Origin of the sequence: Chryseobacterium viscerum (genome assembly GCF_002899945.2) — a bacterium.
Lineage (GTDB): Bacteria > Bacteroidota > Bacteroidia > Flavobacteriales > Weeksellaceae > Chryseobacterium > Chryseobacterium viscerum.
Genome location: NZ_PPEG02000008.1, coordinates 154,221 through 178,375 on the forward strand (window position 1 = coordinate 154,221; position 24,155 = coordinate 178,375).

The 24,155-nt window shown below is 35.6% G+C and carries 26 protein-coding genes; 11 read left to right on the plus strand and 15 right to left on the minus strand.

Annotated features, from left to right (window positions below):
* Positions 1-113: 113 nt before the first annotated feature.
* A complete protein-coding gene (locus tag C1634_RS18790) occupies positions 114-620 on the plus strand; it encodes a pyridoxamine 5'-phosphate oxidase family protein (protein ID WP_103234634.1) in 507 nt (168 codons plus the stop codon).
* Between the two features lie 238 nt (positions 621-858).
* On the opposite strand, the gene C1634_RS18795 is transcribed toward C1634_RS18790, so the two are convergent.
* From C1634_RS18795 to C1634_RS18805, 3 genes are all read right to left on the minus strand, one after another.
* The gene (locus C1634_RS18795) at positions 859-1,092 is read right to left on the minus strand and encodes a thioredoxin family protein (RefSeq protein ID WP_103234633.1); all 234 of its coding nucleotides are present in this window, start codon (positions 1,090-1,092) and stop codon (positions 859-861) included.
* A 9-nt stretch (positions 1,093-1,101) separates the two neighbouring features.
* Positions 1,102-1,986, minus strand: coding sequence for a dihydrodipicolinate synthase family protein (locus tag C1634_RS18800; RefSeq protein WP_103234632.1), 885 nt, complete (start codon positions 1,984-1,986; stop codon positions 1,102-1,104).
* Between the two features lie 156 nt (positions 1,987-2,142).
* Positions 2,143-2,598, minus strand: a complete 456-nt coding sequence (locus tag C1634_RS18805) for a cupin domain-containing protein (RefSeq protein WP_103234631.1) — start codon at positions 2,596-2,598, stop codon at positions 2,143-2,145.
* Positions 2,599-2,699: 101 nt separating this feature from the next.
* Between C1634_RS18805 and pdxR the strand changes: the two genes are divergently transcribed.
* Positions 2,700-4,130 (plus strand): MocR-like pyridoxine biosynthesis transcription factor PdxR, encoded by a 1,431-nt coding sequence (gene pdxR / locus C1634_RS18810; RefSeq protein WP_103234630.1) that lies wholly within the window; start codon positions 2,700-2,702, stop codon positions 4,128-4,130.
* 130 nt (positions 4,131-4,260) lie between these two features.
* Here pdxR and C1634_RS18815 read toward each other — a convergent pair whose 3' ends face one another.
* Positions 4,261-5,397 carry an Atu1372/SO_1960 family protein gene (locus C1634_RS18815; RefSeq protein ID WP_109738940.1) on the minus strand — a complete coding sequence of 379 codons (1,137 nt, stop codon included), beginning with the start codon at positions 5,395-5,397 and terminating at the stop codon, positions 4,261-4,263.
* A 104-nt stretch (positions 5,398-5,501) separates the two neighbouring features.
* Here C1634_RS18815 and C1634_RS18820 point away from each other — a divergent pair, with 104 nt between their 5' ends.
* Positions 5,502-6,290 carry an AraC family transcriptional regulator gene (locus C1634_RS18820; RefSeq protein WP_228410110.1) on the plus strand — a complete coding sequence of 263 codons (789 nt, stop codon included), beginning with the start codon at positions 5,502-5,504 and terminating at the stop codon, positions 6,288-6,290.
* 38 nt (positions 6,291-6,328) lie between these two features.
* Here the strand turns inward: C1634_RS18820 and C1634_RS18825 are convergent, their stop codons facing one another.
* From C1634_RS18825 to C1634_RS18845, 5 genes are all read right to left on the minus strand, one after another.
* On the minus strand, positions 6,329-6,829 hold the full coding sequence (locus C1634_RS18825; protein WP_103234463.1) for a CinA family protein: 501 nt from the start codon (positions 6,827-6,829) through the stop codon (positions 6,329-6,331).
* Between the two features lie 186 nt (positions 6,830-7,015).
* Complete coding sequence (locus C1634_RS18830; protein WP_103234462.1) at positions 7,016-7,234, minus strand: hypothetical protein; 219 nt, start codon at positions 7,232-7,234, stop codon at positions 7,016-7,018.
* A gap of 188 nt (positions 7,235-7,422) precedes the next feature.
* A complete protein-coding gene (locus tag C1634_RS18835; protein ID WP_228410111.1) occupies positions 7,423-8,037 on the minus strand; it encodes a Crp/Fnr family transcriptional regulator in 615 nt (204 codons plus the stop codon).
* A gap of 52 nt (positions 8,038-8,089) precedes the next feature.
* Positions 8,090-8,686 carry a Crp/Fnr family transcriptional regulator gene (locus C1634_RS18840; protein WP_109738941.1) on the minus strand — a complete coding sequence of 199 codons (597 nt, stop codon included), beginning with the start codon at positions 8,684-8,686 and terminating at the stop codon, positions 8,090-8,092.
* A gap of 421 nt (positions 8,687-9,107) precedes the next feature.
* The gene (locus C1634_RS18845; RefSeq protein WP_109738942.1) at positions 9,108-9,992 is read right to left on the minus strand and encodes a DMT family transporter; all 885 of its coding nucleotides are present in this window, start codon (positions 9,990-9,992) and stop codon (positions 9,108-9,110) included.
* Between the two features lie 96 nt (positions 9,993-10,088).
* Here C1634_RS18845 and C1634_RS18850 point away from each other — a divergent pair, with 96 nt between their 5' ends.
* Positions 10,089-11,510 (plus strand): aminotransferase-like domain-containing protein, encoded by a 1,422-nt coding sequence (locus tag C1634_RS18850; RefSeq protein ID WP_103234460.1) that lies wholly within the window; start codon positions 10,089-10,091, stop codon positions 11,508-11,510.
* 146 nt (positions 11,511-11,656) lie between these two features.
* Here the strand turns inward: C1634_RS18850 and C1634_RS18855 are convergent, their stop codons facing one another.
* The 5 genes from C1634_RS18855 to C1634_RS18875 all read right to left on the minus strand — a co-directional run bounded on the left by C1634_RS18855 (position 11,657) and on the right by C1634_RS18875 (position 14,970).
* Positions 11,657-12,253, minus strand: coding sequence for a Crp/Fnr family transcriptional regulator (locus C1634_RS18855; protein ID WP_089691886.1), 597 nt, complete (start codon positions 12,251-12,253; stop codon positions 11,657-11,659).
* Positions 12,250-12,630 carry a bacillithiol system redox-active protein YtxJ gene (gene ytxJ, locus C1634_RS18860; protein ID WP_103234458.1) on the minus strand — a complete coding sequence of 127 codons (381 nt, stop codon included), beginning with the start codon at positions 12,628-12,630 and terminating at the stop codon, positions 12,250-12,252. Before ytxJ ends, C1634_RS18855 begins: the two co-directional genes overlap by 4 nt.
* Positions 12,627-13,088 carry a DUF1569 domain-containing protein gene (locus C1634_RS18865; protein WP_228410112.1) on the minus strand — a complete coding sequence of 154 codons (462 nt, stop codon included), beginning with the start codon at positions 13,086-13,088 and terminating at the stop codon, positions 12,627-12,629. The genes ytxJ and C1634_RS18865 overlap by 4 nt, the downstream gene beginning before the upstream one ends.
* Entirely contained in the window at positions 13,082-13,618 is a 537-nt protein-coding gene (locus C1634_RS18870; RefSeq protein WP_103234457.1) for a YfiT family bacillithiol transferase, read from the minus strand. The genes C1634_RS18865 and C1634_RS18870 overlap by 7 nt, the downstream gene beginning before the upstream one ends.
* 209 nt (positions 13,619-13,827) lie before the next feature.
* The gene (locus C1634_RS18875; protein ID WP_109738943.1) at positions 13,828-14,970 is read right to left on the minus strand and encodes a DEAD/DEAH box helicase; all 1,143 of its coding nucleotides are present in this window, start codon (positions 14,968-14,970) and stop codon (positions 13,828-13,830) included.
* 214 nt (positions 14,971-15,184) lie between these two features.
* Here C1634_RS18875 and pncA point away from each other — a divergent pair, with 214 nt between their 5' ends.
* Both pncA and C1634_RS18885 read left to right on the plus strand, forming a co-directional pair.
* Entirely contained in the window at positions 15,185-15,790 is a 606-nt protein-coding gene (gene pncA, locus C1634_RS18880; RefSeq protein ID WP_109738944.1) for a bifunctional nicotinamidase/pyrazinamidase, read from the plus strand.
* A gap of 159 nt (positions 15,791-15,949) precedes the next feature.
* Positions 15,950-17,515: an amidase gene (locus C1634_RS18885; RefSeq protein WP_103234877.1), complete on the plus strand. Its 1,566-nt coding sequence runs from the start codon at positions 15,950-15,952 to the stop codon at positions 17,513-17,515.
* 231 nt (positions 17,516-17,746) lie between these two features.
* On the opposite strand, the gene C1634_RS18890 is transcribed toward C1634_RS18885, so the two are convergent.
* Complete coding sequence (locus C1634_RS18890; protein ID WP_103234872.1) at positions 17,747-18,928, minus strand: pseudouridine synthase; 1,182 nt, start codon at positions 18,926-18,928, stop codon at positions 17,747-17,749.
* A 101-nt stretch (positions 18,929-19,029) separates the two neighbouring features.
* On the opposite strand from C1634_RS18890, the gene aroB reads away from it, so the two are divergent.
* From aroB to C1634_RS18915, 5 genes are all read left to right on the plus strand, one after another.
* Entirely contained in the window at positions 19,030-20,076 is a 1,047-nt protein-coding gene (gene aroB, locus C1634_RS18895) for a 3-dehydroquinate synthase (protein ID WP_103234873.1), read from the plus strand.
* 276 nt (positions 20,077-20,352) lie between these two features.
* A complete protein-coding gene (locus tag C1634_RS18900; protein ID WP_103234874.1) occupies positions 20,353-20,991 on the plus strand; it encodes a porin family protein in 639 nt (212 codons plus the stop codon).
* 233 nt (positions 20,992-21,224) lie between these two features.
* Entirely contained in the window at positions 21,225-21,854 is a 630-nt protein-coding gene (locus C1634_RS18905) for a porin family protein (protein WP_103234875.1), read from the plus strand.
* A 207-nt stretch (positions 21,855-22,061) separates the two neighbouring features.
* Positions 22,062-22,646 carry a porin family protein gene (locus C1634_RS18910; RefSeq protein ID WP_109738945.1) on the plus strand — a complete coding sequence of 195 codons (585 nt, stop codon included), beginning with the start codon at positions 22,062-22,064 and terminating at the stop codon, positions 22,644-22,646.
* Between the two features lie 447 nt (positions 22,647-23,093).
* A complete protein-coding gene (locus C1634_RS18915; protein WP_103233781.1) occupies positions 23,094-23,798 on the plus strand; it encodes a porin family protein in 705 nt (234 codons plus the stop codon).
* Positions 23,799-24,155 lie beyond the last annotated feature (357 nt).

Sequence of the window (24,155 nt, forward strand, 5' to 3'; positions counted from 1 at the left end):
CCACATTTTATTCCCTTTTGGTCGGGTATTTGAATGTTTTAATGAATAATATTCATCAAATCCTGTTGAATAAATTCATTTAAGCATTAACCAATCACTTAAAATAGTATATTATGTCAACACAAAATCTTACCCATCTCGAAGCGATCAAAAAAATCAAGGAATTGTCAGAAAAAGCCCGAATATGTATGTTCTGTACAGAATTGGAAACTGTTCCTGTGAATTCAAGACCCATGACTCTGCAGGAAACGGATGACAGCGGAAATCTCTGGTTTATCAGCAGTGGAAACAGCAACAAGAATTTTGAAATAAAAGAAGACCGACAAGTACAGCTGTTTTTTATGAATAACAGTGATTCCCAATATCTTTCAGTGTACGGAAAAGCTTCTGTTTATAAAGACAAAGCCACCATAGAAGAAAAATGGTCTCCTCTCGCTAAGGCCTGGTTTGACGGAAAAGATGATCCTAATGTTACCATTATCCGTGTAGAACCCAAGGAAACTTATTATTGGGACACTAAAGCAGGAAAACTGGTGAGTCTGTTTAGCTTCGTTGCATCAGCAATAACAGGCCATAAAACCAATAACTCTGACGGTGTGGAAGGAAATGCTATAATTTAAAAGGTTCAAAATAAACAATAAATTCTCTCGCAGATTTTGCAAACTAAGCAGATCTATACACAATCATCAGCGTTATCTGTATAATCTTCGAAAGATAAAAATAGCCAGCATTTAATTTTATCAAAGATAAAATCCTCGCGCCCTACAACACAAAGTAGATATTATATTTGCGCCGTGGCGTTTTCCAACAATAAAAAACGGCTCAAGAAATTGAGCCGTTTTTACAAGATTAAAAATACTATTTTTTCACATCTTCCATAGATGCTCCAAAATTAATATGAAGAACATTCCCGTTAGGAGTTACTAAAGCAGGCACAGATTGTACACCCGCTTTTTCAGCGTCTTCAATTTTGTTTCTATCATTTCCCAAATGAATGATTTCAACATTTTCAGGACCTACAAGGTTGATAATATCGTGTTCTGCACTGATGCACACAGGACATCCTGCATGATAAAAAATGGATTTTTTCATAAGATTGTATTAATGAGTAAGGGTTTTAATAATATTTTTTAATTCTTCGTTTTCTTTTTCGTGAAGAGGTTTTAAGGGACTTCTCAGATTTCCGCCATCTTCACCCAGAATAGTAAGACCTGCCTTTACAGCTCTCGGCAATCCTTTATTGACAATGAATTTTAAGAGGTCAAACTGCTGGTAGAAAATAGCTTTTGCTTTTTCAAGGTTTCCTTCCTCTACCGCATTATACAGGTTGATATTGAGTTCAGGAATAAGATTCGGGGCTGCTGTACACCACCCTCTCGCTCCGGCAGAAAATGCCGCCAATGCCAAAGGATTTGAACCATTATAGAACGCTACTTCTTCTCCCAATTGTCTTCTCAGAGAATGCATTCTCTGTATATCTCCGGTACTTTCCTTGATCATGGTTACATTAGGAATCTCAAGAAGTCTTTTCAACAGAGCGGGCGACATATCTACTCCACTTGTCGCAGGATTGTTATATGCCATAATGGGAATGGAAATTTTACGGGCCACCGCATCATAATGCGTTACAATCTCATCATCAGTAAGCTTCCAGTAGCTCATCGGAATAATCATAACCGCATCCGCCCCTGCTTTCTCTGCAAACTGAGCATGGTGGATTGTTTTCTCCGTTGTAAGATTGGAAACCCCTACAAGAGTCGGAATTCTTCCATTTACCTGCTGTAAAGTGGCTTCTGTCACTTCTTCTTTTTCTTCATCAGATAAGTAAGGCATTACTCCCGTACTTCCCAATGGAGCAATCCCATGACTTCCGGAAGTGATCAGCCTTTCTACAAGATGTTTGAAAAGGGTAATATTTACTTTTTCATTTTCATCAAAAGGTGTTATGGGATAGGCAATAATCCCTTTGAATGGCACATTTTTCATGTTTTGTGAGTTTAAAAATTTAAAATAATTTTTAGCAAAAGGTGTAAACCATTAAGAGAGATTAAATTGTTAAGACTGTTAAGTAATGGTTTCACATTGAAAAAAAATCATATCCATATCAGTAAAACGATCCCTTAATGGTTTACCTCTCAAATATTAAAGGTCTCTGCCTTCCTCTTCTCTCAAAGCAACCCCTAAGTTTTGCAGTTGAGGAGCATTTTCGCAGGCAATATATTTGGCAGATTCCGTATCACTTAGGTTCTGGTGCTTATGCCATGCCCATGAAGGAATATATACGGCATCTCCGGCTTCCCAATGTACCTTTTCACCTTCTACTTCTGTCCATCCTTTTCCTTCAATGACAAACAATACGGTTTCATAAGTATGACGGTGCTTATTGGTCTGCTGCCCAGGAAGTAGTCCACCGATTGTCATGCTGACATTTTTACTCGGAAGATCTACAAAGAAAACCGGGTGCTTTCTTTCTGTTGAAAACTGATTGTGCTCTCCTGCATTCTCTACATTTTTATGAAGTAAATGGCTTGGCTTTACATACTTTGGTCTTGCAAAAGTTTCGTGAAAATCTTTAGAACTGAATTCTTTCTTGTCCATGATTTTAAAATTATTATGGTTTTGTGCTTTATTGCATGACAAAATTATTCTATATTTGGACTATTAAAATGATTCAGTTTTTATATAAATAGATAGTCCAGATGTTGCGACCTTGGAAATTAGAATTAGAAATTGATAAAAAGCTTGATAAAGCAGTTTATCTACAGATTGCAGATACTATTATCAGCGATATCCGTTCAGGCAGGTTAAAAGCCGGGGATGCCCTTCCCGGAAGCAGGAATCTTGCGCAGACGTTAAAAATCAATAGAAATACCGTTGTGGAAGCCTATCAGGTGCTTATCAATGAAGAATGGGTAATTTCTAAAGAAAGAAAAGGTATTTTCGTATCAGAAAAGCTGCCTGTTTTGCATGAAAGAAATGCTGATCATCTCAATAATACCGGAGAGCAGCATGTATTGTCTACCGGGTTTTTAATCAATTTTGACGATGGTCATCCAGACAGTAAAATTGCACCTGTAACGGAGCTGGCAAGAGCCTACAGACAGATCTTCAGCATCAAGGCAAAGTGGCAGATGATGGGCTATGGAGATGAACATGGTGATATTGAATTTCGAAAAATGATCTCCCAGATGCTCAACCACCAGCGTGGAATGCACATTCATGAAAATGAAATTTCAATTACACGAGGCAGCCAGATGGGAATGTTTCTGACCGCTCAGAGTCTTTTAAGTTCAGGAGACCAAATTATTGTGGAAGATCCCGGATATCAGCCTGCATGGCGTGCCTTTGAATATGCTGGCGCAACCCTCTTACCCGTTCCTGTAGATCAGGAAGGAATCAGTATTGAAGCCATTGAAAAACTGGTGACACAGCATCAGAATATAAAAGCGATCTACATAACTCCTCACAGACAATATCCTACTACGGTTACCCTGAGTCTCTCAAGAAGATTAAGACTGATTGAATTATCAAACCAATACCATATCACGATCATTGAAGATGATTATGATAATGAGTTTCATTTCGGATATCGTCCTATCCTGCCGATTTCAAGCTTTCCAGAACTTCACAATTATGTGTATATCGGGACTTTGAGTAAGGTAGTAGCCCCTGCTTTGAGGATCGGTTATCTGGCGACTAAAAATCAGGAATTACTGAGAAAAATAGGGGATCTGAGAAAAATTATAGATGTACACGGAGACGTGATTATGGAACAGGCTGTTCTTCAGTTGATCAGAGAAGGTGCCGTGAAAAAACATATTAAAAAAGCAACAATACATTATAAAAGCAAACGAGACTTTGTTTTTGAATTGTTGAAAAAACATATGAAAGACATTGCAGATTTTACGCTGCCTGAAGGGGGACTCGCCTTTTGGATGGTTCCCAAAATACAATTGGATTGGGATATAGTAACAGATTTACTGCTGGAAAAAAATATTAAGATCATTCATCCGAAACAATACAGTCAAAATCAAATTAATGGGTTAAGATTGAGTTACGGAGCGCTTTCCGAAGAACAGCTGGAGCAAAGCATTCCTATTATTGCAGAGGTTTTTTCCAGGTTTTTTTAATTATTTTTGAACCACAGATGTACACAGATTTTATGCTTTCTTTAGGATTTCATTGTATCCTTTACACACTTATAATCTGTATACATCTGTGGTTAATATTTGAAATTCTATTTTAGATTTTAATTGAAGTCTACTCTACTTCAAAAATTGCCTGAATCTCCACTGAAGAGCCTACAGGAATGGAGGAAGCCCCCAAAGTAGCTCTGGCATGTTTTCCTTTCTCTCCGAAGACTTCAACGGCCAGATCAGAAGCAACATTCATCAGATCTGCATGTTTGGTATAATCATCTTTGGTATTGAAAATTCCGGTAAGCTGAACACATTGTTTTACTCTGCTTAAATCTCCTCCTACAGCTTCATTCAATACAGAAATAACATTCAGCATGGTCACTTTTGTAGCATCTTTTACCTGTTGCTCATTGACTTCCACACCTAATTTACCGGGATTGAAAATCTTTCCGTCTTTCAAGGCAACCTGATTAATAAATACCAGATTTCCGGAACGGACAAACGGCTGATAATTTCCTGCCGGTTTAGGAACCTGTGGAAGTATAATATTTTTCTGTTTCAATATTTCACTGAAATTCTGATGTTTTTCCACCATAGCTGTCGTTTTTTTAGATCTTGTACCTTGTAATGCCAGCGCTACTTTTGCAAAGTTTTTTCCTTGCAGCTCCGCTATATTTCGTTCCCCTTTTGTAGGTCGGTCAACATCTTTTAAAGAAGCCATACTCGTCACTCCTAAAACAGTATTTCCCTGCGGAATCGCTTTATTCAGCTCTTCAGTTCCTCGAATTCCGTTAGAAACCAAAACCATTCCGTGTACCGCAAGACTATTCCAGAATGCCTGAAGTGCAAGCTCTTTTCCTGCTCCGCTCCCTGCCGACATGAATACCGTCGCCGGAACGCCTTCTAATCCATGATTGGTCCAAATTTGAACCGTTTTGGATAGAAATTCACTCATTCCTGTACTGATGTTTCCGAAATAAACCGGTGACCCAAAAGCAATTCCATCATAATTTGTCAATTCATCTACCGTGGCCACAGGCAGATTCTTCAGATTGGGATTTTGCGATGCTTTGACCAATTTGATATAGGGAACTGCATTGTTTTCGCTTTCAATTCCTTTGGCGATTTCCTTAGCCAGTTCGTAAGTTCCGCCATTATCTGAATGGATAAGAACCAATATTTTAGCTTTATTTTGTGCCATGATGTTGGTGATATTAGATAATAAAATTAAAATAAAAAAAAGACATAGTTTTTTCATTCTGAATAAGATATAGGTTTTATTTGTATTGATATAATTGATAGTACAAAAATACTACTGGCGTTTTTATTAAATTTGCCAAAATATACATACAAAACGACAACATGAAATGTGGACTGATTGAAAAAACGGAAAGCCAATTTGTAGATTCCATCGAAAAAGAAGCTTATGTGTGGTGTGAAAAAAACTGGAAACATGATGATTATGAGCATAAACACAACCGTGCCCAGCTAACTTTTGTGGAAGAAGGATACCAGTATTTTCATATCGACAGGAAAATTTATCTTGTCCCACAGCATCATGTCATCTGGATTCCCTCAGAAAAAGCTCACAAAATCACTTCTGAAGCCCAGACCGTGAATTTGATGGTATTCCTTTTCAAATCTGTCTTTGAAGATGAATTTTATAAGAATGTTCAGGTATTTGCCGTTCCGCCGGTTTTAAAGGAAATGCTGTCGTATGCTTCAAAATGGAACCAATCATTGGATGAAAATGAAGAACAGGATATCTTTTTTAAAGCTATTTTAAAAAGCCTTCCCAATTTCTGCAGAGAAAGCAACGGACTGGAAATTCCTGTTCCCACGGATATAAGACTGATTCCTGTATGTAATGATATCAATTCTAATTTCAGATACAATCTGGATATTGATTCCCTAGCTGAAAAAGCACAAATGTCTGTACGAAGTCTCCAAAGAATTTTTAAAAATGAAACCGGAATTACTTTACAAAAATATCTGCAGCTGACAAGAATTTTAAAAAGCATTGAACTGATTGACACTAAGCAATATACTTTGAGTGAAGTTGCTTATAAAGTAGGATATCAAAGCCTCTCTGCATTTACGTCATCTTACTTCGCGATCATGCAGACCAAGCCAAAACTCAACAAAAATTAAATCTTTAATACCATCAACGTGTAACTGAAAGTGTAGAATTATTTTAAAATTAAAAGCCCGTTGAGCTCACTCTTAAAGCATCCGAGAATAAATTCCGTGTAATACAGCTGAGCGTTTAAGGCCTGGGTTTTGGGGTGCAGTTCCAGTTTTTTATTCAGAATGATCTCCCCTTTATAAGAGAATGAAAAATGGGCAAAAATTTTATGTCCCGAATCCCGGATGGGTGTACAATATCCGGTGGTTGCAATACACCAGTCAGATTCAAAAAGCTTTGCAACATGTAATGCCATTGTTTGGGCAATATTTTCTGATACACAATCACATTCTTCGGCTTCCGGTCTGCTGACCTTTAATAATCTTACTTTTTCCTCTAAAGAATAGGTTGTTATCCCTCCTTTATAGAACAAAGAGGCATTGGGCATCTGTGAAAAGGCCAACTGCAAGCACCCTGAAGTAACACTTTCAGCGATAGAAATAGTTTCATCAGTAGTTAGTAAAGACTGGCTTATATAATCAAGAAGATTTTTTTGAAATTCCATAATAAAATATTTTGAGTGATTGATAAAAAATTAAATAATAGGATCAAAAAGCCACTGAATGTTTAAAAACAGCAGCTTTTATGATTACAATATTTAAATGATGTGAAGGTGTTCGTATTGTTATTAAATCTTTGTCAAAGGCAATTAAATAAGAATTTAGAGTATTATAAAGCTTTCTGTATTCATTTAATCTTCCTTTTTCTCATCGACATTAATGGATGTTTTATTCATCTCTGCAGGTTGCCAATTCGGACTCTCAGCCTTATGAATATCTTTAAGAGCACTTATAAAAAATGGGTAAAGCAAAGAGTTTTTCATCTCGTCCTCCTTTACAGCAGCATGATCTTGTTCCGATTTTATGGCTGTGGAGGCAGTGGTATTAGATTCTGTGGTTTTATCAGCCATAATATGAATTTATATTATTGATTATTACAGCCCATACATGGCATTAGACAGCAATTTTAAAAATGAACAAAGGGTGACTAACTTTATATTTCTCTTATTAAGATCTTAAAAATTGTATTGAAAATTATTATTTCAAATGTAAGTCATAATAATTCACTTTTTTATGATTTGAATCATCAAAACCGATATTAATATAAAATCTTTCGGTCTTTTAAAGTGATATTACCCTCCTTTTCCATCTTCTTTAACGTTCTGATGACCGTTTCTACCCGCAGACCTACAAGATTGGCAATCTGCTGTCTGGTAAAGGCAATATGAAAACACTGATGGCATTCTTCGTCATGATAGCTCTTAAGGTAATCTAATAAGGCTCTCAATCTTTGCTCTGGGTTTTGAGATGCCATACTCTGCATCATTTTCAATTTATAAAAAACTTCCTGAGAAAGACAGGCATTCATTTCCAGAGAAAGATCGTGATTCTGATTGAGCATTTCGAAGAAATTATTTTTGGGAAGTCTTATAATTCTGGCTTCCTCAAGACATACTGCATTGATCGGGTAATCCTGATTGAGAAAAAGCATCGCTTCTCCAAAACTCTGTTTTTTACCTAAAATATTATGAATAAACTCCTTCCCATCCTCATTATAGTTATTAAGCTTTACTTTCCCGTCACCAATCTGAAAATAATAAAGGGCGTGATCTCCTTCTTTAAAAACCATATCCCGTTTTTTCAAATCCCGATCTTCTGCACCAAAGGAATACAGCAGATTTTCATCAATGTTCATGCAGCTTATTGTTTTCATAGTTTTATAAAGATTTAAATAAAAAAATCATAAAATAATATCTGAAATAGGTTTAATATAAAATTTTGCGGTTTTCAATTCTCAAGATTTTATCTTTTTCCATATGTTTGATCGTTCTTATGGCAGTCTCTACGCAAAGCCCTGTAAGACTTGCCATCTGCTGTCTTGTCAGAGGAACCAAAAAAGAGTAAGGAGATAGATCCTTTTGAAAACTTTTAAGATAGTCCATCAATCCTTTCAGTCGTATAGATGGATTTTGTGAGGAAAGGTTCTGCATCATGATAAACTTATAATACAGACGTTCTGAAAGGTAACTGCTCACTTCCATGCATAATTCCGGAGATTCACTCAACAAATTAAAAAAAACAGATTTATGGAGCCTTAGAACACTACACTCTGTAATGGCTTCAGCATTCATAGGGTAAGGTTTTTTTATAAAAAGAATAGATTCTCCACAGCTTTCTCCATCGGATAAAATGTTTTGAATAAATTCTTTTCCTTCCTCATTATAATTGTTCAGTTTCACTTCCCCTTTACTAATCTGGTAATAATAATTGGGGATATCTCCTTCACAGAAAATCATTTCTGAAGGGGTATAATGTCTCGTTTCTGCTCCCGCTGAAATCAAAATATTTTCGTCGATAACCATAATAATTGTTTTTGGCGTTGTTTTCTTCTTATCCTCTTCTTAGTCTTAGTAAAAATATCATTGGGAACTGATTTTGGTATGCATGCAAAAACCACACCTTAATCATTGTTTATAAAGTTAAAAAAAGTTAAAACTATTGACAAATTTGATTGATTTTCGACTTATTAATTATTTATTTACATTAAAACTCAAATTAATTTACATTTTTGATACCACATTTTTACAAATAACAGTTTTAATTATTTGTAATAAAATAAGACAATAAACCCCGTTTCACTGAGTGAAAACGGGGTTTTAAAAGGAATAACAGAAAAAACTGCTATTTTTTTTGTATTTTATGTAGAGGTCCGGATGACATCAATACTTTTTTGAAAGTCTCAAATCCTTATGCCTAGGGATAAAATTAGATATTGTATCTTAATTATTTCGCAAATTTTTTGGTTCCGGCAACACATAAGATCACTCCTACTGTAACTCCCAGCATTCCCATACTTACCGGCTCATGTAAAAAATAAGCTGCCAAAGCAAGACCAAAGAATGGTTGAAGAAGCTGAAGCTGCCCTACTGAAGTAATCCCTCCCTGCGCCAGGCCTTTATACCAGAATATAAAACCAATGAACATGCTGAATAATGAGATATATCCCAATCCGAACCAGCCTTTAGAGCTTACTGCTTCAAGATTTGTGGGAAAATAAATAAAAAATAACGGCAGCATTATAGGTAAAGATAAAACCAGTGCCCATGAAATAACCTGCCATCCGCCTAAAGTCTTTGACAGCTTTGCTCCTTCAGCGTAACCAAGACCACATAAAATAACAGCTAACAACATCAGAATATCGCCGATAGGAGAAGCCGAAATTCCCTGAGAAAAAGCATAGCCAATGACTAAAACACTTCCAATTATAGAAAAGAGCCAAAATATAGGATGCGGTCTTTCTCCTCCACGGAACACGCCAAAAATAGCGGTCGCTAAAGGCAGCATTCCCAAAAATACAATAGAATGAGCAGATGTCAAATATTGTAATGCCAGAGAAGAAAGCAACGGAAATCCTATCACACAGCCAATTGCTACAAGAACTAAGGAAAATATCTGATTCTTTGCAGGGCGCTTCTCTTTATAAATCAGTAAAACAGAAAGAGCCAGTAATCCTGCAATTACTGCCCGTGCAATGGTCACAAATATAGGATCCATCTCCATGACAGCTAATTTTGTAGCAGGCATGGAACCGCTAAAAAGCAGTACTCCTATGAAACCATTTATCCAGCCGCTTACTGCCTGGTCTTTTGAAATTGTATTCGTCATCATTTTAAGAAAGGTTTTAATTGATGGTTCAAAATTAAAAAGGATAATTTGATAAACACAGTCTCAGTTTTGTATATTTGCATGAACACAGTTGAACGTATGAGCAAAGAATTTTTATATACAGAAATTGCAGACGGAATTGCAGGACAGATCAGAAATGGTATTTTAAAAGCCGGAGATAAGCTTCCTTCGGTAAGAATGCTATGTCAGGAACATCAGGTAAGTATGAATACAGCCAAGCGTGTTTTTCTGGAGTTGGAATCTCAGTCTTTAGTGGAATCAAAACCGCAGTCTGGTTATTTTGTAAGCCAGTTGCTCTCTGCAAAACTCCCTTTACCGGAAGTGAGCCGTCCATCATTGATCGCCAATAATGATGAACCGGATGAGCTGATCAGCAAAGTATATGAAAATATGGGTAAAAAAGACCTTACTTTTTTCTCAATTGGTATTCCGTCAGGAGATCTGCTGCCTCAGGCAAAGCTGAAAAAAGAAATTGTAAATGCCATCCGGGAATTAAAAGAAGGAGGCACCGAATACGAAGAACTTCAGGGAAATCTGAAACTCAGGAGAATGATCGCCATACGTTCTTTACAATGGGGCGGAAATTTGAGTGAAAACGATCTGATCACAACCAATGGCGGGATGAATGCTTTATCTTTTTGCTTAATGGCGCTGGGAAAACCTGGTGATACGATTGCGATTGAAAGTCCTTGTTATCCCGGAATTCTACAGTTGGCCAACGGATTGGGCTTAAAAGTACTGGAACTTCCTACCCATCCCACTACCGGAATAGAAATTGAAGCTTTGAAAAAGGTAATTCCCCAAATAAATATGTGTCTGCTTATTCCCAATTTCAACTCTCCTCTGGGAAGCTGTATGCCGGATGAAAACAAAAAGGAAATTGTAAGAATACTTTCTGAAAACAACATTCCATTGATTGAAGATGACGTCTATGGAGATCTTTATTTCGGATCTACCCGTCCAAAATGCTGTAAATCTTTCGATAAAGACGGAAGCGTACTGTATTGCAGTTCTATTTCAAAAACACTGGCACCGGGATATCGTGTGGGATGGATTGCTCCGGGAAGATATAAAGATAAAATCATGAAACTTAAACTCCTGCACTCCACTTCATCTATTTCAATTGTGAATGAAGCAGTTGCCAACTTTCTGAAATCAGGAAAATATGAAAAACACCTCCAGCAGCTTCGCAGAACATTACAGTTCAATTACCAGAACTATGTTCAAACCATTGCAGAATCGTTCCCGGAAGGCACCAAAACCAGCCGTCCGCAGGGAGGGTTATCATTATGGGTAGAGTTTGACAAGAAGATACGAACAACAGAATTATACGATCTGGCCATCAAACAAAATATAAGTATAGCTCCCGGAAGAATGTTTACCTTTCAGGAGCAGTTTGAAAACTGTATGAGGCTTTGTATAGGACTTCCATGGACGGAAAATACACAGACAAAGCTCAGACAGGTCGGAAATCTTGCAAAAAAAATTTATTTGAAATAAGGAGATAGAGGCTGGAAGATGGAAGTTATTGTAGTCTTAATTTATGTCAATTCTTATTGATAATGTAAAGAGCATCTTAATAACTCCCGAAGTTCTTTTGTCTTCACCAGAACTTCAAGCCTCCCTCTTCCATCTTCCGGTCTTTTCTATTTGTTATCCGGAACGAAATTTTTTCTCGCCAGTTCTTTTCTTACACGGCTCAAACTTTCAGGAGTAATCCCCAGATAAGAAGCAATCATCCATTGCGGAACTCTCAAGAGCAAATCCGGATACATTTTGATGAACTTCATATACCTTTCTTCCGCAGTTTCTCCCAGTAATGAATTGATTCTGTTCTGAAGGCTTCTGATATGTTTTTGAAGGAGAAAATCACTTCTTTCAATACTATTGGGGAACTGCTCTACCAATTTGTTGAAGAAATCAGGATGCAGAAACAGCACTTCTGAATCTTCCACCGCTTCTATATAATAAATAGATTTTTCATTGAAATAAAGACTGCTTCGGTCAGAAATCAGCCAACTTTCCGGAGCAAACTGTATAATATGTTCCTTCCCGTTTTTATCAATGGAATACATCTTTATCAGTCCTTTTTCTACAAAGAATATATGACGGCATATCTCACCGTACTGAAGAAGAAACTGATTTTTAGGGATCTTCTTTACTTCATAATGCAGACTACAGGTATTAACGTTCTGAAGCGGAACATTTAAAACTTTGGCTAGATAATTATTTATATTCTTCATGATACAATCTGGCTTAAAGAAATATCCTGGTGTGAAGCGTTATTGACAGGCTTCCCGTTCTCTATAACGATCAGCTGCGGACTTTCATGCCGTACCCCAAGCTCTACCGCTATTTTACTTGAAATAGCCCTGTTGGCCAGCAAATCCAAATAATATAAACTAACCGGCTTATCTGAGTGTTCAACTTCTCTTTCAAAGTTTTTCAGTACAGTCTTGCTGATGAAGCAGCTTGTTGAATGTTTAAATATTGCTATTTTATTCTGAAAAGAATCTTCTATAGCTTTTTTCAGATCTTCTTCAGATTCTATCTTTTTCCAGAACGATTTCTGATCAGGGGTTTCGCTCTTTCCACCGAATATTTTATCAAAAAAACTCATACACTAAATTGTTTTAAATGATGATCAAGATGTTTGTATTCTAAAAATTCCCAGTCTTTTTCAGTCATATTTCCGAATAATCTGTGACGGCTTGGCAGGTTGCTATTGGTACAAGCCTCCCGAAACTCCTCCAGCGTTTTCAGCAGATTGGTTTTTGATTCATCAAAATCACACTCAAAATTAACGATTAGTTTTTGAAAAGTAGGCATGTTTCTGGGAATTCCATTATTGAAGACATACATTTCTACTTTTGTAAAGATTCCTATTGTCTCAAACAGGACATTAATACGGGGAAGGTCTACTTTTTCCAAAGCTACCTGAAGAACTAGGTCACAATGCGTTAGCATTTGGGACACGTCCATTTTCCCCCATGTTCTTTGGGATTTTTCAGATAACTTGGAAATTCTGTTTACAATTTCCTTATAACATATTGGATTATTAAGTTGCTTTCTTACCAACCTTTTTCGTTCTTCAGATTTTCAATATGAGCGAAATGGTGATTACAGTGCCAGACATATAAAGCAAGACTCTCTCTTAAATCATAATTTTTGTTGTGTTCAGGGTGATGAAATGTTCTTTCAAATTGTTTATTTGTAAGACTTTTAAGGAGTACAACCCATCTTTGGTGAGTTCCTTTCAGCATTCTCATAGCCGGCTTTACAGGCATATGAAAGCTGTCCTGAAGCTCTGCCCATTTAGCCTCATCATAAGGTTTTATGGTAGGATTATCTTCCGTAAGAGCCAGTTTGAAACGGATAAAACTATTCATATGGCTGTCTGAAAGATGGTTCACAAGCTGTCTAACAGTCCATCCTCCTTCCCTGTAAGGAGTATCCAGCTGATCATCTGTAAAATGCTCAATGAGGTTTTTTAGTCTGCCGGGAAAATCTTTGATCACTTTGATGTAAGTATCCAACGTGGTGTCACAGATATTCTCAGGAGCTTCAAACGGTCCTATTGGAAACTTTTTTTTCTCTAAATCACTCATTGCTCAAGGTTTTATTTTTTTTAATACTGCCGATTCGTCCGATTATAACTTTTTAGACGATTTGTAAATATCAGCTTGTGTAAATTTATCAAAAATTCAAGAATCTAAGGTGAAGAAAGTATTAATTGTACCGATAACAATTTACAGGGCAGAAAATAATAAAGGCTTCAATCTTTACAACTGAAGCCTTCTATATTTTAAATCAGATATTAATAACCGTGTAAATCAATACCTTCTGTTCTTTGCAGAGTAACTTTTTTACCCATTTTCTTTTGAATAACCCGGAAATGCTGCAATTCATCATCAGTCAGAATGCTAATAGCTGTTCCTTTTTCATTGGCACGCCCTGTTCTACCAATACGGTGAATGTAATCTAAAGGCGAACGCGGCAATTCATAATTGATTACACATGGTAATGATTCGATGTGAATTCCACGGCCTATTAAGTCTGTAGCTACCAAAATCTGAGCTCCATTTACTTTAAATTCTTCCAGGTTATTTCTACGGGCACCCTGTGATTTCTGACTGTGGATGGCTACCGCTTTAATTTTATTCTTTTTAAGCTTTTCTACTAAGTTATCTGCAGATCTTGTAGACGAAACAAAAATCAATGCTTTTTCAACTTTCTTTTCTTTAATCAGATAGCGTAAAAAAGGACCTTTATTTTCCGGAGAAACATGATAAGCCAGCTGTTCGATATTATCAATTTCAACTTCTTCTTTCTTAATTTCAATAATGACAGGATTAATGGACAAACGTTCTTTCATCTCAGAAACCTTATCATTTAAAGTTGCCGAAAATAAAGTGGTTTGTTTTACGACAGGCATCATCGCAAAAAGCTTATTCATTTCTTCACCAAAACCTAGCTGAAACATTTTGTCTGCTTCATCAATCACCAGGTGCTGGATTCCTGAAATACTCAATGCATTATGATCAATGAGGTCTAATAAACGACCGGGAGTTGCGATCAAAACCTCCACCCCAAACATTCCTTTCATCTGTGGGTTAATAGAAACCCCTCCATAAACTGCCATCGTACGAATCTCCCTTTTAAGATTTTCTGTAAAAGCTCTGAAAACTTCATCAATCTGAATGGCCAATTCACGGGTAGGCACCAATATTAAGACCTGAACATTACGGTCTTTTTTAACTTCTGAATTCTGTAATTTTTCTAAAATCGGCATCACAAAACAAGCCGTTTTTCCGGAACCTGTCTGTGCAATACCCATCAGATCTTTCCCCTGCAAAATAACAGGCACCGCCTGCTCCTGTATTGGAAATGGCTTTAAATACCCCAATTTGTTGACAGAACGAATAATATTGTGTGATAATCCTAAAGACTCAAATGACATAAAATACTTATTTACGGCAAAGATAAGCTATTGATATTTGGTTTATGCTTTGAAAAGCTGATCCTCTATCAATAAAGTTCAATTATTTTAATTTCTCGTTCTCTTATCCTGTCTTTACCAGAAATTTATTTTGCCGATTTGTCCGATAATTCAGTTTTGGACAAATTTTTGAAGATTAGTTTTGTAAATTTATCAAAAATTCGAGAATCAAAATATGAAAAAAGCGTTAATAATAGTCGATGTACAGAATGATTTTTGTGAAGGCGGAGCACTTGCAGTCCCTGGATCCACCGAAATTATTCCATATATCAATCTTCTGATGGAGGAAAATGCATATGATCAGGTGGTTTTAACGCAGGACTGGCATCCTGCAGGTCACAAAAGCTTTGCAAGCAGTAATGGAAGAAAGGTAGGAGAAAGTATTATTTTAAATGGTGTTCCTCAGTTTATGTGGCCTGATCACTGTATTCAGGGAACTTTCGGAGCGGAATTCCATAAAGATCTGAACAGAGAGAAGGTAACACACATTATACAAAAAGGTAAAAATATTGAAATTGACAGCTATAGCGGTTTCCAGGACAATAATCACTTTATGAAAACCGGTTTGGATGATTTCTTAAAATATCACGACATCCAATTGGTAGAAATCGTAGGATTAGCATTGGATTATTGCGTTAAATTCACCTCTTTAGATGCTGTAGCCAACGGATATGTTACCTGCCTTCATTTCAACGGGACACGTGCTGTAAAAGTAAAACCAGACAATGCCAGAGATGCTATTTATGATATGATCGAAAAAGGAGTTACTGTTCTTGGATAATCAATATTCAACTCATTTTTAGTACTATACATGTATTGATTAATATACATTCAAAAGCGTAGGGATTTATTTCTGCGCTTTTTCTATAATCAAAACACACGTTTTCCAACAGATTGATGAATTTAGGATAATTCTTTATATTTGAGAAAAACATTTGTAATGAAGAAAGTAATTCTATTCGCTGTAGTCCTTTTTGGAGCGCTCATTAAAGCTCAAGACAAAACAGATTCGCAATTCAAATATCTGGAATATGATATTGAAAAGATCCAAAATCTGTATAGAAATAATAAAGTGACGGTAAAAGAAGTTGTTGAAGCTTATTTTAAACGCATCAATGATATTGATAAAAACGGAATACAATTAAACTCTGTGATCACTACCAATCCGGATGCTATTAAGATTGCTGACTCTTTGGATCATTTGGATTCAAAATTTAAAAATAAACCATTATTTGGAATCCCTGTATTATTGAAAGATAATATAGATACTCATGATAAAATGCCCAATACGGCAGGTTCTCTGGCTTTAAAAAACTCTTTTCCACTACAGGATAGTTATCTCGTTAAAAAACTTAGAGATGCAGGTGCTGTCATCATTGGAAAAACCAATCTTAGTGAATGGGCAAATTTCAGAGGGGAGAAATCCACAAGTGGCTGGAGTGGACTGGGTGGACTTACCAAAAACCCTTATATTCTTAATAGAAATACCTGTGGATCCAGTGCTGGTTCAGGAGCTGCTATCTCCTCCAATCTCGGCATAATAGCAATTGGTACAGAAACTAATGGATCTATCGTTTGCCCCTCCAGTTTCAATGGAATTGTTGGTTTAAAACCTACTGTTGGATTAATTTCCAGACAAGGGATTATTCCCATTTCCAGTTCACAGGATACCCCGGGACCCATGGCAAGAACGGTAAAAGATATTGCCATAAGCCTTGGAACGATGGCAGGTGAGGATAAAAATGATAAGAAGACCATTGGTAATACACCATTTCTACATAAAGATTATACTCAATTCCTTACTCTAACTGGATTGAAAGGAAAAAGATTCGGATATGTAAAAGGAATTACCAAAGGAGCCAATAAAAAGGTGGACGATTTATTTTTACAAACATTAAAAATATTAGAAGCTCAGGGAGCTACAATTGTTGAAATAGAAAAAGATTGGATTTCACCCGAAATTTCAAAAAACTCCTTTGAATTGATGGTCAGTGAATTTAAGGATGATTTGAATGATTATTTAAAATCTTTAGGGAAAAATGCAGCAATAAAAAATATAGATGAGCTAATTGCTTTTAACAAAAACAACAAAGAAGAACTTCAATACTTTGGACAAGAATATTTAGAGATTTCGGCTAAAAGTAATGGGAAGAAAGATAAGAATTATAAAAAGGCAGTTACAATTGCCCAAAAAGGCAGTCAACAAGGAATAGACTCTGTAATAAAAAAATATAATTTAGATGCCATAATAGCCCCTACTACTGCGGAAGCATGGAAAACAGATTTGAAAAATGGTGATAATTATGAAAATTTCTATTCAAGTTCAAGCCCCGCAGCTATTGCCGGATATCCAAGCATTACCTTACCCATGGGGTATATAAATGAATTACCTATTGGTATTTCTTTTTTTGCCGGAAAATGGGAAGAAGGTAAACTGATCAATATGGCCTATACATTTGAACAGATCAACCCACAAAGAAAAGTTCCTCAGTTTTTAAAAGAATAGCAAGTATATTATCAGTTAGAATATATCAAATGCAGTGTTTAACTCTTGATCTTTTATAAGTTGATTAATTGTCAACTTATTTCAGGACGGAACATACAAAACAAAAAAGCGCAGAAAGTTCTGCGCTTTTTTATTCTTTATACTTAAAAGTACTGTTTAAAAGAATAAATGAAATAAGTTAGAAACCTGAATCTGTCATTCATAATTTATAACTCATCATTCATCATTATTCTAAAGCATTTTAAGGTTGTTCACTTCCAGTTCTGTAAGGATTCTCCAGTGTCCTCTCTTGATATTCTTCTTCGTTAATCCTGAAAACATTACTCTGTCTAAAGATTCTACTTCATATCCTAGTCTTTGGAATATTCTTCTGACAACACGGTTCCATCCAATGTGAATCTCAATTCCGATCTCATTTTTAGGCTTCCCTTCAATGTATGAAATCTGATCAACAACGGCAACTCCTTCATCAAGACGGATCCCTTCAGCAATAAGACGTAGATCTTCAGCCGTAAGCTTTTTATCCAGCGTTACATGATAAATCTTTTTAGCATCAAAAGATGGATGCGTAAGTTTTTTAGTCATGTGTCCGTCATTCGTTAACAAAATAACTCCTGTTGTAGAACGGTCCAGTCTTCCAACCGGGAAAAGTCTGTAAGGAGAAGCATTGGCTACAAGATCCATTACAGTTTTTCTTGCTTTATCGTCTTTCGTAGTAGAAATATAGCCTTTCGGCTTATTTAAAAGTACATATACAGGCTTTTCAGGAGTAATATTTTGTCCGTCGAAAACTACTCTGTCTGTTTTCTGTACCTGATATCCCATTTCATTGACAACTTTTCCGTTTACTTCCACCAATCCCTGAGTAATCAGTTCGTCAGCTTCTCTTCTGCTGCAAATCCCGGAATTAGCGATATACTTATTTAGACGGATAGTGTCTTTATGAACGTCTTTTTCGATTTTATTCAATCTCCTTTTCTGTACAAAAGATCTTGTTTTGTCTTCATTTCTTTCATCTCCACTAGAGGGTCTTCTTCCGTATTTCAGGCTGCCTCTTTCATACTTATCTCTGGTATCGAATTCTCTTCCGCCTCTTTTAGGTTTTCCAAAAGATTTTTTCTCATAACCCTCACTTTTGTTCGTGATATAAGGTTTTCTTTCAGATTTTGAACCAGAATCGTCATTCGAGCTTTCTGCACTATCGGTATTTCTTTTGAAAGGTTTCTTTTCAAATCTTGAGTTGGATCCTTGATGTTCTGGGCCTTTTCTTCCTCCTTCTTTAGCAAAAGGTTTCTTGAAAGACTTTGATCCTGAAGAATTTCCAGATCTGGAAGCACGAGAATCATCAGAACTTTTCTTGGTTGAAATTCTTGGTCTCTTTGGTCTGTCTGAATTATTATTATCTCTGCTCATTCTAAAAATTTCTGCAAAGATAGTAATTTAGTTACGAGTTAAAAATTAAGAATCATAACTTTGCAATATAGTTTACATTTTAACTTTACATAAAATCGAAGATGATAACAATATTAAACGATAATTTTTCTCAGCTCAATACGTTTCTCCACGAAAAAACTTTCAGTAAAATTTTCATCCTGGTAGATGAAAACACACATGAATACTGCCTTCCTATTCTTTTAGGAAATATGGAAACAGATCTTGGCTTTGAGATTTTAGAGATTGAAGCGGGTGAGGAAATGAAAAATATCCAGACAGCCAATCAGCTGTGGGAAATTTTGACAGAGATGCAGGCAGACAGAAAAGCATTAGTTATCAACCTTGGAGGTGGTGTGATCACTGATATGGGAGGATTTGTTGCATCTACCTATAAAAGAGGAATACAGTTTATCAATATCCCTACTACCCTTTTATCCATGTGTGATGCTTCTATAGGAGGAAAAACAGGAATTGATCTGATGCACTATAAAAATATGGTGGGAACTTTCGCTTTCCCGGAACAGATCTTTATTTTCCCAAAATTTCTGGAAACATTACCTTTTAAAGAATTAAGAAGTGGGTTCGCTGAAATGCTGAAACACGGATTAATTGCTGATAAAAATCATTGGGATCAGCTGATTCAGATCCGTAAACTGGAAGTTGAAACGGTAGTTCCCCATATTCAAGCTTCTATGAACATTAAACAAACTGTGGTAGATCAGGATTTCCATGAACAAAACATTAGAAAAACCCTGAACTTTGGTCATACAATAGGTCATGCAGTAGAAAGTTTGTGCTTGCAGCAGGGAAATCCTATTCTGCATGGAGAAGCGGTTGCCATGGGAATGATTGCCGAAGCTCATCTTGCTTATCTTGAGAACCTTATTTCTGAAGAAGATTCAAAAGCGATCATTGAGAATATCCAGAGATACTATCCATATCTTGATATCAGCGATTTTAAAGATGAAGATATCACCGCATTATTATTAAATGATAAAAAGAATACAGACCGTAAAATCAACTTTTCCCTGCTTTCAGGAATAGGTTCTTGTAATTATGACCATCAGTGCAGCCAGGAAAACATCATTGAGTCGTTATCTTTTTACCGAAAATTGAATAATGCTTAATTATTTTCTGAACTCCAATATGCTTTAAAAGGTGTTGTTTAACAAAATTGTCAATTTAAACACCTTCTAAACAAATGTTTATTTAAATAAATAAAACACTACAAATCAACCATATACATAAAAAATCACTTAAACACTAAGTGATTTTTTTATTGATTTTACTCATAAAAAAGATTTTTGGCAAGCAATTTGAAAGATACTCTGCGTTCAACTGAAAAGCTGAACAAGTAGTAAAATTTAAAATTAAGAAAGAGTAAAATTTAAAAAATTAAAGTTATGAAAAAGTTAATTTTAGGATTAGCGTTAACTGCAGGAACATTCGCATTCGCTCAACAGACAACAAACACATCTTCTTCTAACCCAGTAACATTTGGGGTAAAAGGTGGGATGAACGTATCTTCACTTTCAAAAGATAGTGGTCTAGACGATCAGAAATCTAAAATAGGATTCAACGCAGGTGTATTTGCAAACATTCCATTAGCAAGTTCATTTAGTGTTCAACCGGAGGTGCAATACTCGCAATACGGTAATAAATCTAATTATACTTTGGCTGGAACAAAATATTCAGCTTCTACTAAATTAGATTATATTACAGTTCCGGTAATGTTCCAGTATAACCTGATCCCTGATCTTTATGTAGAAGCAGGACCAGAATTCGGTTTTATGGTAAGTGCTAAGAACAAGTTCAAAAATGAATCTAATGGACAGTCATCTACTACAGATAACTACAAAGACAATCTAAGCACATTCAACTTTGGTATCGGTCTTGGTGCTGGATATTACTTCACACCGAACTTAGGACTTACTGCAAGATATGTGGCAGGTTTAACAGATGTAGCGAAAAACAGACCTAGCGGATCTGATGCTACAAGAAACAACCTATTCCAGGTAGGTTTAGCTTATAAATTTAAATAAGCTTATCCATTCACTAACAAATTTTATATTCAATAGAAAAGATCAGATTAATTTTTTAATCTGGTCTTTTTTTATGTTAATTTTTTATTGAGTTCATAAAAGGTTAAACATACCTCCCAAAATGTTGATTTTTTCATCTGTTAAAAAAACGATAAATTCTTTATTCATGGGATTCACGGCATGTTGTTTGTTGATTGTCGGATGTTAAACAAGTTAAAAAATAAAACTAATCTATGAAAAAGATTTTTCTAGGCCTGGCTCTTATTGCAGGTACTTTTGCTTTTGCTCAAAGCACATCCACTTCAACTGAAACAACTGCTTCATCAGCACCATCTTCTTCTAAAATCAAATTCGGTTTAAAGGCAGGACTTAATGTATCCAACCTTTCTAATATGGATATGAATTCAAAAGCGGGATTTTATGGTGGTGTTTTTGTGAATATTCCTGTATCAAAGGATTTTTCTATTCAACCGGAAGTATTGTATAGTACTGTAGGAGCAAAAGAAAAAGGGGGTCGTGAGGCAAAACTTAATTTAGAATATGTTTCCATTCCGGTAATGTTTCAATACAAAGCGCTTTCTAACTTTTATGTAGAAGCGGGTCCTCAATTTAGTTTCTTAACGGATGCTAGACTGAAAGACGATGTATCAAGTTTACAGCTTAAAAATGCAACCAGAGGTTTTGATTTTGGAATCGGCTTGGGTGCAGGTTATAATTTCACCAAAAACATTGGTGTAAATGTAAGATATACTGCAGGATTATCTGATATTGTAAACAAAAGTCAAAGATATCACTATGGATATGACCGATCAGGTTCTGTGAAAAACAATGTATTCCAGGTAGGAGTAAATTACAAATTCTAAAGCATTATCAGCTTTTTACGACAAGTTTTTATAATTAAAGTAGATCCGGGCTCATTTTGAGCCCGGATTTTTTATACAAAAGCAAGGATTCCACTTATGTAAATAGCTTTAAAACAATAAGTTAATCACATTCACCAACTTTGGCACACCGTTTGATTCTTAATGAAATGTTAAATAAAACTTAAAAACTATTAAAATATAAAACTTATGAAAAAGTTAATTTTAGGCCTTGCCTTAGTAGCAGGTACTTTTACTTTCGCTCAGAAGACTTCAACTTCTACTGCTTCATCTTCTCCAGTGAGATTCGGAGTAAAAGCAGGTCTTAATGTTTCTAGCATTTCTAACAGTGATTTAAATTCAAAAGCAGGATTTTATGGTGGTGTTTTCGCAAACATTCCAGTAGCACAGGACTTCTCTGTACAGCCTGAAGTATTATACAGTGGTATGGGTGCTAAACTTAAATCTAACAGTGATGTGAAACTTAATATGGATTATATCGCAGTACCAGTAATGTTACAGTACAACTTGATTCCTAACCTATATGTAGAGGCTGGACCTCAATTCGGTTTCCTTATCAGTGCTAAAGGAAAAAGTAACGGTAATTCTGTAGACGTTAAAGATAACTTCAAATCTTTTGATTTCGGAATTGGTCTTGGAGCTGGATATTATTTCACACAAAATATCGGAGTGAATGTAAGATATACCGCTGGATTATCTGATGTTCCTAAAAACAATACTGGTGATGCTTCAAGAAACGGAGTATTCCAGGTAGGTTTAGCTTATAAATTCTAAAAACTGAATTCAGTTTTTAGACAGCAAAACTTTATATTCAATACAAAGCCGGATTAATTTTATCCGGCTTTTTTATTTGACATCTATTTTGGCAAGAAATTTGCGTAGTGAGTAGTGATTGTACTCTATTTCGGAAATCCTCAACTTACGGTTTCTGTTTTTACAATAAAATAAGTATTGATTCTTTTGAACAATCAATTGAATTTCAAAACTGAAATCTAACTATTACCATTATAAACTTTTTCCCGAAAACTACATTAGAGTGCACAGCAGAATACTGAAACGTATTTTGTCTATATAATTAAGATACATTTTGATTTCAATAGAAAAAGTCAGGTTTATTTGTTTAAGTCTGACTTTTTCGCTTACTGCATGATTTTTATCACATTTCCCCTTTGTGGCAGGTGTTTTGTCGCAATGAAGAAAATTAAATTAAAACTTTAAATCATGAAGAAATTTTTTGCAGCACTTGCATTCACAAGTGTTCTTTTTGCAAATGCACAAGAAAAAACTCAGACAGCTTCTCCTTCATCTCCTGTTACATTTGGAGTTAAGGCAGGATTAAATGGTTCAACATTGACCAGAGGAGACGGTTATGAATATGATAACAACGAAAAAATGAAAGTAGGTTTTCATGCAGGAGTATTCGCAAATATTCCGGTTTCAGCGAAATTTAGCATTCAGCCGGAACTTCTTTTCAGCCAACTGGGATCAAAATCAGATTACAACTACAGAACAAGCTCTGGCAATTACAGAAAAACACAGCACTATGATTACAGTACAACACTCAATTATCTTAGTCTTCCTGTAATGGTTCAGTATAATATTCTTCCTCAGCTTTATGTGGAAGCAGGTCCTGAATTTGGTTACTTGCTAGGTGGAAAAACAAAAGGAGACTTAACCACTATCGAGACTACCGGAAATTCAGTAACCATTGACCATACTGAACATGTTTCGAAAAACATTTCAAAAAGTCTCTTTAACCGTTTCAATCTGGGAATAGGTATTGGTGCAGGGTATTACTTTACTCAAAATTTTGCTGTTACAGCAAGATTTACGGCTGGTATTACTGAAGTGTACAAATACAACCAAGAAGAAGATAAGGTAAGAAATAATGCGCTTCAGATTGGGGTAGCTTATAAGTTTAAATAGAGATATTTATTATTTTCAAAATTGATACCGGACTTTTAAGTTCGGTATTTTTTATTTCTCATGTTAAAAACATTCCGGACAACTCATTATTTTTCTAAAAACCGTTTCTGATTTTTAAATTTTCATGATTTCAATTATCCACAATCAAGCTTTTTTACCATTGAGCATTTTTCATAAAATATCACGTTTGGCAACCTATTTATTCATCGAAAAGTGATAAATGATTACAGAAAACGCATTCTGGAAACCGCCTGAAAAGCCTTATCAATAAGCATTTTCCAACTTTGGCAAGCAATTTGCAAAATAATAGGAGTCTAATGATAAATCATACGACACACAAATAGTAAAATTATAAAA